The 9,954-nt window shown below is 29.6% G+C and carries 13 protein-coding genes and 1 tRNA gene; 6 read left to right on the top strand and 8 right to left on the bottom strand.

The window, feature by feature from the left end; translation table 11 throughout:
* From ACIQZ1_RS08855 to ACIQZ1_RS08840, 4 genes are all read right to left on the bottom strand, one after another.
* Positions 1-159, bottom strand: a 159-nt coding sequence (locus ACIQZ1_RS08855) for an excisionase family DNA-binding protein (RefSeq protein ID WP_396160606.1), incomplete at its 3' end; no start/stop codon positions are given.
* A gap of 153 nt (positions 160-312) precedes the next feature.
* Positions 313-1,176: a hypothetical protein gene (locus ACIQZ1_RS08850; protein ID WP_396160604.1), complete on the bottom strand. Its 864-nt coding sequence runs from the start codon at positions 1,174-1,176 to the stop codon at positions 313-315.
* Positions 1,177-1,347: 171 nt separating this feature from the next.
* Positions 1,348-1,421 (bottom strand) — tRNA-Arg (locus ACIQZ1_RS08845).
* A gap of 46 nt (positions 1,422-1,467) precedes the next feature.
* Entirely contained in the window at positions 1,468-1,620 is a 153-nt protein-coding gene (locus ACIQZ1_RS08840) for an SsrA-binding protein (protein WP_396160603.1), read from the bottom strand.
* A gap of 147 nt (positions 1,621-1,767) precedes the next feature.
* Between ACIQZ1_RS08840 and smpB the strand changes: the two genes are divergently transcribed.
* Positions 1,768-2,226 (top strand): SsrA-binding protein SmpB, encoded by a 459-nt coding sequence (gene smpB, locus ACIQZ1_RS08835; protein ID WP_396160602.1) that lies wholly within the window; start codon positions 1,768-1,770, stop codon positions 2,224-2,226.
* Positions 2,227-2,332: 106 nt separating this feature from the next.
* Here the strand turns inward: smpB and ACIQZ1_RS08830 are convergent, their stop codons facing one another.
* Complete coding sequence (locus tag ACIQZ1_RS08830) at positions 2,333-3,250, bottom strand: hypothetical protein (protein WP_396160601.1); 918 nt, start codon at positions 3,248-3,250, stop codon at positions 2,333-2,335.
* Positions 3,251-3,321: 71 nt separating this feature from the next.
* Complete coding sequence (locus tag ACIQZ1_RS08825) at positions 3,322-4,554, bottom strand: MDR family MFS transporter (protein ID WP_396160600.1); 1,233 nt, start codon at positions 4,552-4,554, stop codon at positions 3,322-3,324.
* Positions 4,555-4,604: 50 nt separating this feature from the next.
* Here ACIQZ1_RS08825 and ACIQZ1_RS08820 point away from each other — a divergent pair, with 50 nt between their 5' ends.
* Positions 4,605-5,279: a TatD family hydrolase gene (locus ACIQZ1_RS08820; RefSeq protein ID WP_396160605.1), complete on the top strand. Its 675-nt coding sequence runs from the start codon at positions 4,605-4,607 to the stop codon at positions 5,277-5,279.
* A gap of 3 nt (positions 5,280-5,282) precedes the next feature.
* Positions 5,283-5,999: a tRNA threonylcarbamoyladenosine dehydratase gene (locus ACIQZ1_RS08815; protein ID WP_353076535.1), complete on the top strand. Its 717-nt coding sequence runs from the start codon at positions 5,283-5,285 to the stop codon at positions 5,997-5,999.
* An 88-nt stretch (positions 6,000-6,087) separates the two neighbouring features.
* Here the strand turns inward: ACIQZ1_RS08815 and ACIQZ1_RS08810 are convergent, their stop codons facing one another.
* Both ACIQZ1_RS08810 and ACIQZ1_RS08805 read right to left on the bottom strand, forming a co-directional pair.
* Positions 6,088-7,035 (bottom strand): phosphoribosylaminoimidazolesuccinocarboxamide synthase, encoded by a 948-nt coding sequence (locus tag ACIQZ1_RS08810; protein WP_396160599.1) that lies wholly within the window; start codon positions 7,033-7,035, stop codon positions 6,088-6,090.
* A 90-nt stretch (positions 7,036-7,125) separates the two neighbouring features.
* The gene (locus tag ACIQZ1_RS08805) at positions 7,126-8,076 is read right to left on the bottom strand and encodes a PhoH family protein (RefSeq protein ID WP_396160598.1); all 951 of its coding nucleotides are present in this window, start codon (positions 8,074-8,076) and stop codon (positions 7,126-7,128) included.
* Between the two features lie 108 nt (positions 8,077-8,184).
* On the opposite strand from ACIQZ1_RS08805, the gene ACIQZ1_RS08800 reads away from it, so the two are divergent.
* The 3 genes from ACIQZ1_RS08800 to ACIQZ1_RS08790 all read left to right on the top strand — a co-directional run.
* Positions 8,185-9,015, top strand: a complete 831-nt coding sequence (locus ACIQZ1_RS08800; RefSeq protein WP_396160597.1) for an S-adenosyl-l-methionine hydroxide adenosyltransferase family protein — start codon at positions 8,185-8,187, stop codon at positions 9,013-9,015.
* A 79-nt stretch (positions 9,016-9,094) separates the two neighbouring features.
* Complete coding sequence (locus ACIQZ1_RS08795) at positions 9,095-9,391, top strand: putative quinol monooxygenase (RefSeq protein WP_396160596.1); 297 nt, start codon at positions 9,095-9,097, stop codon at positions 9,389-9,391.
* Positions 9,392-9,440: 49 nt separating this feature from the next.
* On the top strand, positions 9,441-9,954 hold a 514-nt coding region (locus tag ACIQZ1_RS08790; RefSeq protein WP_396160595.1), incomplete at its 3' end, for an ABC transporter permease subunit.

The following is a 9,954-nucleotide window of genomic DNA, read 5'->3' as shown; positions in this document are numbered from 1 at the left end:
AATACAGGTATTTGCATAAATAAGTACTTTTCTACCCATTTTAAACGATTTTATTCTACCGTTTTTAATTAACCTGTCAATTGTTTTAACAGAACAGCAAAGATGCTTAGAAGCTTGATTTTTATTCCAATAAACTGGAGGTGTATTTAGTATTTCCATAACGTGTGTTTTTTTTTAATTTTTCAACGTCGTAAAGGAACAAAATGTAGGAATTAAAAAATGAGCGGAGTTTTTACGAAAAAAAAAACATTAACTTATTAGATAGGATACTAAACATTTTAAAAAATTTTTAGTATTATTTATATATTAAAATCACTTTAGGTTAAGTATATCTTTTACCTTTGAAATTCTGTATAATCGGAAGTCGTTATTGTAAACTTGTTCAGCGGTGTTATCAAAAAATTCTATCTCGCTTTTAAGTTTTTTATCCTTAACTAGCATCTTTAGTAAAGGAAAAAGTTCGAAGTAGAAGCTACTTTTACTAATACCTTTTGTTGAAAATTGGAATAATTCGTAAATACTTCCACAATCACCATGCAACAATTTTAAAAGAGACTTTATTGATTTTGTATTATCTTCTCCATTTTCGCTTGATTTTTTCTCTAACAAATCTATTTTTTCATTCATTATATTCTCATACTCATTTTTGGAAAGTTTCGATTTGTTATTATGAATGTAATTCCTTCTTCTAATTCTTTTAGTAAAATCAACATGAATTTTATTAGTAACTATACCGTTATAACTAACATTACCTATAAAATATTCTAATGCATTTAAATGAAATTTTGAACTAACATAAAATATACAAGAATAAAGGTATGCATGTGGAAAAATAAGTAAGCCGTCTATTTTTTCTAATCTTCTAATTTCAGATTCAATTTCATTTATGTCAATCATCCACTTTAAAGTAGCATAAGTAAAACCGCATGATTTTAATTTAGAAATTACTTCTTCATCTTTTGAAAAATAGATAAGATGATTTAAATAAGGAACAAATTGCAAGAAGAAACTATAACAAGCATTAATTTCTGCCTCTGAATTATAAATAATAAAATCTTTTGTAAGAAAATCTTTCTTAATTATTTCACATTCTTGACGAATTGAAACTAATTGTTCTTCGAAGTTCTTTTTACCATCTTGATATACTTTTAAAGTTTCTTCTGGAAGGTCAATCATATCTTTTTATATTCCTTTTTAGAGATTAATAAAATTATTTTTAGGATTATTTATTTTATTAAATTCTTTTGTTACATTGCAGTAAGTTATAAATGTAGCCACAAAATGGCCACGCAAAGATAATAAAAAATCCCAAAACATTGAAAATCAAATGTTTTGGGATGTAAGTAGTGACCTCGTCTGGATTCAAACCAGAAACCTCTTGAGCCGTAATCAAGTGCGCTATTCAGTTGCGCCACGAGGCCGTTTTTGTGGGTGCAAATATAAAACTATATTCGATAATTTAAAAAATTATTTTTGTTTTTTTTCTAAAGCGTGAATCGTAACATAATATCGCCAAGCAATAATTACCTTTTGTAATTTTGTAGCTTTCGCTAAATCAATACGTTGCTTGGAATAACTTGGCAAAATCGCTTTATTAATTTTGGCTAAAATTTTAAACATTATTTTTAATTTTGTGCAAAACTACTAAAAAAATATGCCAATTCATTAGATTTTCAAAATCCTAATTTTAATTTAACTCCCCCAGTACTACAAAATCTTAAAAAAATATACTGTTTTCTTACAAAATAAATCTTAATTTTGTCAGCTATGCAAAAAATCATAAATATATTAAACAAACGTGCCCGATTTGACTATGAAATTATAGACAAATACGACGCTGGCATTGTACTTACAGGAACAGAAATAAAATCAATACGATTAGGAAAAGCATCTATTGCTGAAAGTTTTTGCGAATTTAACGAACAAACCGAATTGTTTTTAATAAACGCTACTATTGAAGAATATGCTTTTGGAACACATTACAACCACAAAGCAAAAAGCGAGCGCAAACTATTATTAAATAAAAAAGAACTTAAAAAACTCGAAAAAGATTCGGACAACAAAGGTTTAACAATTGTGCCTTTGAAATTATACACAAATGAAAAAGGTTTTGCAAAAGTAGAAATCGCATTGTGCCGTGGTAAGAAAAATTACGACAAGCGTGAAACGATGAAAGAAAATGATACTAAACGAGATATCGCAAGAATTAAGAAGGAATTCAGATAATTTACGAATTACGATTTGGGATTTGGGATTTACGTTTTAAAAAAAACCAGAATTTTCAATTGAAAATTCTGGTTTTTTTTACTTTGCAACTTTGCATCTAAGTGAATTAGTTACTTTTTACTTTATCCTTTTGCAAGTCTGTTTTTAGCTTTTCTAAATCCGTTTTGGTTTTTTCCAATTCTTGTTTTAGTTTTTCTAAATCTGATTTTGTAGAATCATCATTAAATTGAAAGTTTTTTTGAATTTGAATTTTATTTTCTTTTTTTAATTTTTCCAAATCATCGATTTTATCACCATTTGAAGAAAAATTTCGTTCAGAGAAAATCATTGTACTACCCTTTCCGTCAGAATACTTTTTTGTTACTGTTCCGTTTTCGTCAATTTTTTCTTCTTCTAATTGCATATCCGGATTGTCACCCATAATTTCACCATCTTTAAAAATAAATGATTTAAAATTACCACCCAAAGAATCCGTTTTAAATCCACCTTGCAATTCTTTAAATTTATCTAAATCAATGGTGTTTCCATCTACTAAACCTCTAAAAACGTTATTGTCTAAATTCATAAACATATCGTTATTAAACATTCCGTTAAAACCTTTCATATCAAAACCATTCACAAACATATCATTTTGTGAAGCACCAGATTGTATATTAATTAGGCCTTTTCCAGTGCCATCAAATTGTTTTTTAATTGAGATTAGTTTAATCGGCGTTTCCCCACTTACATTATAATTTCCTGAATTTCCATCTTGGTCTTTATAAGTAATTTTAATAGCCGTAATTTGCTTTTTATCATTACGTTTTACACCAGAAAAAGAGACTTCAAAATCAAACTTTTTTGCATCTGTTTCATCTTGATTCAATTGCGTATCGGTCATAGCGTTGTCAATTCGCAATTCGAAGCTATTGTTTTTTTGTTGTGATAATTGATTGAAACGATTGTTTTGAGCAAAAGTTGTGATTGGCAAAATAGTGATTGCAGTAGCCAATACGATTCTTTGAAATACCATTTTAACATTCATAATTTAAGTTTTTTTTTTAATTTTGTTGGTCAAAAATATAATTTTTATAAAAATTAAATTTTAAAATTTTGTTAATTAACGTGTTTTAACATTTTTTCTTTTTCTACTAAATGCAACACATAAATTCCAATTAAAGTACCTATTACTCCGAGTATTCCCATAAACAACCAATTGGCTTGATACCCATAATTATCAATAATTAACATCCCAATTTTAGCACTTAATATATGTGCTAAACTATAACTCATTGCAAAAATGGCCATATAGCGACCTTGATGATGCTTCGGCGCTCGACTAAGTGCAAATGCGTTTGAAAAGGGAAAATTAAACATTTCTGCAAACGTCATAAATAACATCATAATTAGTAAAATACCTGCCCAAGTATTTACGAGCATTAAAAACAAACTAATACACATTAAAAAACATCCTAAAATAATAACTTTTAATTTGTCTTTTTTATGTTTCTCAATATAATTTACAATTGGCATTTCTAGAAAGAATACTAAAACACCATTTAAGGTTAATAATAAACCTGTTTGTAATTCGGTTAAGCCAAATTGTTCTCTATGATAAATTGGAATGGTAGTAAACAACTGGAAAAACATAATCCCTACAATTAAAGATGTAGTTAAAAACAACCAATAAATTTTGTCTTTAAAAACCGACTCTACTAAAACATCTCCAGGTTGTACTTTATCTAAATATGTAGATTTCTTTTTTTCTTTTACTTTAATCCAGAAAATCAAAATGGCAATAATACAGGTTAATCCGTCTACCCAGAACAACCCTTTATAACCAATATTCATAATAATTAATCCTCCTAGAGCAGGTCCAGCCGCAAATCCTAAATTAATAGCTAATCGAACCAATGTCAAGGCTCTTGTTCTGTTTTCTGGTTTAGCATAGGCACCCAGTGATACAAACATAGCGGGACGAAACATATCTGAAACAGACATAATTAAGAACATACTTATACATAAACCATAAAATGAAGTAACAAATTGCAACCCGAAAAACATCAATCCGCTAACTAACAAACTGAATATCATTATTTTATAAAAACCAATAGAATCTGATAATTTTCCACCTAACCAAGAACCTAATAAAGAACCTAATCCGAAAAATACCATAATGGTTCCTACTTGAGAATACGAAAAATGCAAATCTTCGTGCAAATATTTAGATAAAAATGGCAAAACCATTGTTCCTGCTCTATTAATAAATGTAACGAGGGTAAGAATCCATACTTCACGAGAAAAGCCTTGAAAGTTAGAAATGTATTGGCGAAATGCTATTTGAATCATAATAAAGTATCTGCTACAAAATTAATCAAAAATAGTTACTAAAATGTAGTATTTTTGCAAAAAGAAATTCGATGAAATTTGTAAATTTACATACTCATTTATACACCAATTCTGATTCCATTTTAGAAATTGTAAATCAATATCCGAATGAATTTTCAGATGAAATTCCACACTACTCTATCGGAATTCATCCTTGGTATATTACTGATGAACGAGTAAGTGAAGATGTAAACACTATTAAGAAAAAACTTCAATTTAAGGAATGTGTTGCTTTAGGAGAATGTGGATTAGACAAACGAATCGAAAAGAAAATAGAAGTACAAATTGACGTTTTCGAATCGCAATTATCTCTTTTAAGTGAAGTGGAAAAACCTGTAATTTTACATTGTGTTGCGGCATTTGATGAAGTAATATCTTGTAAAAAAAATAGTGGGCTTCAATCACCTTTCATCATACACGGATTTTCAAAAAACATTCCTTTAGCGAAACAACTTTTAAATCAGGATTTTTATTTGTCTTTTGGAAAATACTTGCTTCGTAATCCAGAAATGGAATCTGTTTTTAAATATGTTCCAAATGAAAGATTTTTTTTAGAAACAGATACAATTTCGGAAAGTTTGGAAGAAGTTTATACTTTTGCAGCAAAATGTAAAAATATTTCAGTAGAAAAAATGAAAGAAATAGTTTGGAATAATTACCAATCTGTTTTTAATAAAATGCAATAAATTATGGCAAAGTGGCAAGAAAGAGCAGCTTTATTATTTAAAGAAGAAGGATTAAATAAATTAAAAAATTCAAACGTATTAGTTGTTGGATTAGGTGGCGTAGGTTCATTTGCAGCGGAATTTTTAGTTCGTGCGGGTGTGGGTCAACTGACAATTGTAGATGGCGATACCGTAGATATTACTAATATTAACAGACAATTACCAGCATTACACAGTACTATTGGCGAACCAAAAGTTAAAATTGTAGGCGATAGATTAATGGATATTAATCCAGAATTAAACTTAATACGCATTGAAGAATTTTTATCACCAGAACGTGCTTCAGAAATTGTAACTACTGAATTTGATTATGTGTTAGATTGCATTGATAGTTTAACGCCAAAAATCAATCTTTTAGTTGCTGCTAAACGCAAAAAGATTAAAGTAATCAGCAACATGGGAGCTGGCGGAAAATTTGATGTAAATAAAGTTGTCGTTAGAGATATTAGTAAAACTGAAGTTTGCCCTTTAGCTAAAAACATTAGAAAAAGATTAAGAAAAGAAGGCATAAACAAAGGCGTAAAAGCGGTTTATTCCATTGAGCATCCAGATGCTACAAGTATTAAAACTACAGATGGTTCTAACTACAAAAAGTCCTTTTACGGCACAAACAGTTGGATGCCAGCACTTTTTGGATTACATGCTGCAGAAACGGTTGTAAAACATTTGATTAAGGAATAAAAATAATAAAACCTGACAGTATTCTAAATCCTGTCAGGTTTAAATTATTTAAAATCTGAAATAAATTCAGATTGACATATATTAATTTTTACTTCGCTAAATACGCTTGAACATTATTAAAAATACGTTCCTCAATATTTGAAATATCGCTTTTCACGAATTTTTCTCCTAATATATTTTCGAATAATTCAATATATCTATCTGAAACGGTTGCAATATATTCTGTTGTCATTTCTGGAATTTGTTGACCTTCTTTACCTTGAAAACCATTTTCAATTAACCAACGACGTACAAATTCTTTTGACAATTGTTTTTGTTCTTCGTTATTGTTTTGTCTTTCTTGATATCCTTCAGCATAAAAATAACGAGAAGAATCTGGTGTGTGAATTTCGTCAATTAAAACAATTTTTCCATCTTTTGTTTTTCCAAATTCGTATTTTGTATCTACTAAAATTAAACCTCTTGAAGCGGCAATTTCAGTTCCTCTTTGATATAAAGCTCTTGTATATTTTTCTAATACCAAATAATCTTCTTCAGTAACAATTCCATTTGACAAAATGGCTTTACGAGAAATATCTTCATCGTGTGAACCGTTATCCGCTTTAGTTGTTGGTGTGATAATTGGTGTAGGAAATTTATCGTTTTCTTTTAAACCTTCAGGCATTTCGACACCACAAAGCAATCTTTTTCCTGATGCATATTCTCTTGCTGCATGACCTGATAAATAACCACGAATTACCATTTCAACTTTGAATGGTTCACATAAATGTCCAATAGCTACGTTAGGATCTGGAGTAGCAATTAGCCAATTTGGCACAATATCTTCTGTTAATTGCATAAATTTTGTAGCAATTTGATTTAATATTTGTCCTTTGTATGGAATACCTTCTGGTAAAACCACATCAAAAGCAGAAAGTCTATCCGTAGCAATCATAACCAATAAATCGTCATTGATATTGTAAACTTCTCTTACTTTTCCTCTGTAAACAGATTTTTGTCCTGTAAAATTAAAATTTGTAGTAGTTATTGTGTTCATATACTGTGTTGTTGTTTTGTTTTGCAAAAGTAGTTTTAAAATCATTTTTTAACAAAAAAAGAGGCGTTTATTTTAACGCCTCTTTTCATTTTAATCCGAATTTTCTATACTTTTATAAGCATTAATTACTGCTTTCACCAATCGATGGCGAACAATATCTTTATCATCAAGATATAAAATTCCAATGCCGTCTACATCTTTTAATACCAAAATGGCTTCTTTTAATCCAGAAATGGTTCTTCTTGGTAAATCTACTTGTCCTGGATCTCCGGTGATAATAAATTTTGCATTTTTTCCCATTCGCGTTAAAAACATTTTCATTTGAGAATGCGTGGTGTTTTGCGCTTCATCTAAAATCACAAAGGCATTATCCAAAGTTCTTCCACGCATAAATGCCAATGGTGCAATTTGAATAATTCCTTTTAATATATAATCTTCAAGGGTTTGTGGCGGCAACATATCGCGTAAAGCATCATACAAAGGTTGCATATAAGGATCTAATTTTTCCTTCATATCACCAGGTAAAAAACCTAAATTTTCTCCTGCCTCCACAGCCGGACGTGTTAAAATAATACGTTTAACTTGTTTCTCTTTAAGTGCTTTTACAGCAAGAGCTACTCCGGTATAAGTTTTTCCTGTTCCAGCAGGACCTACGGCAAAAACCATATCGTTTTTAGCAACAAAATCAACTAATTTTTGCTGATTGGGTGTCATCGCTTTAATTAACTTCCCTCCTAATCCGTGCACTAAAATCTGATCGCCTTTTGGCATTTCTCCCGTTTGATGTGCATCACCTTCAATAACACGCATAATTACATTGTCATCAATAGTGTTGAAACGAGTAAAATGAGTCATCAAACGTCGAAAGCGTTTTTCAAATTCGTCTAAAACTTCGGCCTCTCCAAAAGCCTTTAAAATAGTACCTCTGGCAACAATTTTTAATTTTGGATAATACTTTTTAATTGTCTCTAAATGACTGTCGTGTGCGCCCCAAAAATCTTTAGGTGCAATGTTTTCCAATTCAATAATTCTTTCGTTCAAAGGCTTTAATTTTAAATTGTTTTAATTCTGTAAAAAAAAGAGTAATTTTGTATCATTCAAATATAATAAAAACAAGTATTCCATTTATAATAAGTTATAAACAATATAATGTCAATAATTACGCTTACTACAGATTTTGGTTTAAAAGACCACTTTGCCGGAATTTTTAAGGGTAAGATATATTCTTTATTTCCTGAGACAACAATTATTGATATTTCTCATTTAGTAGACAAATTTAATGTTTTGGAAGCTAGTTATTTGTTAGCTACTTCTTATTCTCATTTTCCAAAAGGAACAGTTCACATAGTAGCAGTAGACGCTTCAAGAAATGCAGACACTGTTCATATAGCTATGCTTTATGATGGACATTATTTTATTGGAGCAGATAATGGCATTTTTGGTGGTTTAACAAATAAAAAAAATCCAGAAAAAATAGTGCAAATATCTATTCATGATAGACTATTAGAAGGTTCCAACGACTTAGATGTTTTTGCAACGGTGGCAACTCATTTGGCAAAAGGTGGTGAAATGACCGTAATTGGCACACCACTGACTGAAATAAAGAAAATGAATATGTTGGTTCCTATTTTGGATCAAAATTTAAAATCGATTCGCGGACATGTTGTATATATTGACGATTTTGGAAATTGTGTTACTAATATTTCGAAAACGTATATAGAAGAAGTTGCAAGAGGAAGACAATATAGTGTACGTTTTTCTGTTTATACGATTAAAAGAGTAAAGAATGATTATTCCGATTTTAAAAATAACAATTCAGCCGATTTAAATGCGATGGCAGGAAACGAAATAGCACTGTTTAATCAAAATGGGTTTTTAGAAATTGCGGTGTACAGAAGTAATCCTAATCGTTCAGGCTCTGCACACACGTTATTAGGTTTGAAAATGCAGGATGCTGTAATTGTGGAATTTGAATCCTAGGTGTTGGGTAAAAGGTAAAGGTTATTGGGATTTGGAATTTAGAATTTGGGATTTAATTATTGGAATTTAAATAATAGATATGTTGGTACGAATTGTAAAACTTACCTTTCAAGAAGATAAAATTGCAGATTTTTTAAATAATTTTAATGAAGTTAAACATCAAATAAGAAGCTTTGATGGAAATGAATTTTTAGAATTATATCAAGACAAACAAGATACACGTATTTTTTTTACTTACAGCTATTGGAAAGACGAATCAGCATTAGAAAAATACAGAAAATCAGCTTTATTTAATGAAGTTTGGAGTTATACCAAAACGCTTTTCGCAGACAAACCAGAAGCGTGGAGTGTGGATAAATTAGATACTTTATTATAAAGTTTCAAGTTTATAAATTACTTTTGTCAATATAAAACAAGTATACTATATGAAAGCAGTATTGCTACGTGAAATAAAATCTTTTTTTGGTTCGCCAATTGGCTATTTAGTTATTGCTATTTTTCTTTTGCTAAATGGATTATTTTTATGGGTTTTTGATGGTGATTTTAATATTTTAAATTCTGGATATGCTGATATGGGTCCCTTTTTTAAATTAGCGCCTTGGATACTTATTTTCTTAATACCAGCAGTAACTATGAAAAGTTTCTCGGATGAAAAAAAACAAGGAACTTTAGAAATTTTATTTACCAAACCATTAGGCCTTTGGGAAATTGTTAATGGTAAATTTCTTGGAGCATTTATTTTAATTTTAATTGCCATAGTACCTACTCTTTTTTATGTGTTTATAGTTTCAAGCTATACAGCAGCTCAAAATAGTTTCGATTATGGTAGTACCATTGGATCCTATTTTGGATTATTATTCTTAATTGGCGCATACACTTCAATCGGGATTTTTACTTCTACCCTTTCAGACAATCAAATAGTAGCTTTTATAATTGCTG

This window comes from Flavobacterium sp. (assembly GCF_044341185.1).
Taxonomy (GTDB): Bacteria; Bacteroidota; Bacteroidia; order Flavobacteriales; family Flavobacteriaceae; genus Flavobacterium.
Note: the sequence above shows the minus strand (reverse complement) of the source record. Positions and strands in the feature narration are given on the sequence as shown.

Bases quoted from the DNA above. Each gene is read 5' to 3' on its own strand.
- ACIQZ1_RS08830 (WP_396160601.1), bottom strand. From the start codon at position 3,250: ATGAATGTTAAAATGGTATTTCAAAGAATCGTATTGGCTACTGCAATC.
- ACIQZ1_RS08840 (WP_396160603.1), bottom strand. From the start codon at position 1,620: ATGTTTAAAATTTTAGCCAAAATTAATAAAGCGATTTTGCCAAGTTAT.
- ACIQZ1_RS08800 (WP_396160597.1), top strand. From the start codon at position 8,185: ATGTCAATAATTACGCTTACTACAGATTTTGGTTTAAAAGACCACTTT.
- ACIQZ1_RS08815 (WP_353076535.1), top strand. From the start codon at position 5,283: ATGGCAAAGTGGCAAGAAAGAGCAGCTTTATTATTTAAAGAAGAAGGA.
- ACIQZ1_RS08850 (WP_396160604.1), bottom strand. From the start codon at position 1,176: ATGATTGACCTTCCAGAAGAAACTTTAAAAGTATATCAAGATGGTAAA.
- ACIQZ1_RS08810 (WP_396160599.1), bottom strand. From the start codon at position 7,035: ATGAACACAATAACTACTACAAATTTTAATTTTACAGGACAAAAATCT.
- smpB (WP_396160602.1), top strand. From the start codon at position 1,768: ATGCAAAAAATCATAAATATATTAAACAAACGTGCCCGATTTGACTAT.
- ACIQZ1_RS08825 (WP_396160600.1), bottom strand. From the start codon at position 4,554: ATGATTCAAATAGCATTTCGCCAATACATTTCTAACTTTCAAGGCTTT.
- ACIQZ1_RS08795 (WP_396160596.1), top strand. From the start codon at position 9,095: ATGTTGGTACGAATTGTAAAACTTACCTTTCAAGAAGATAAAATTGCA.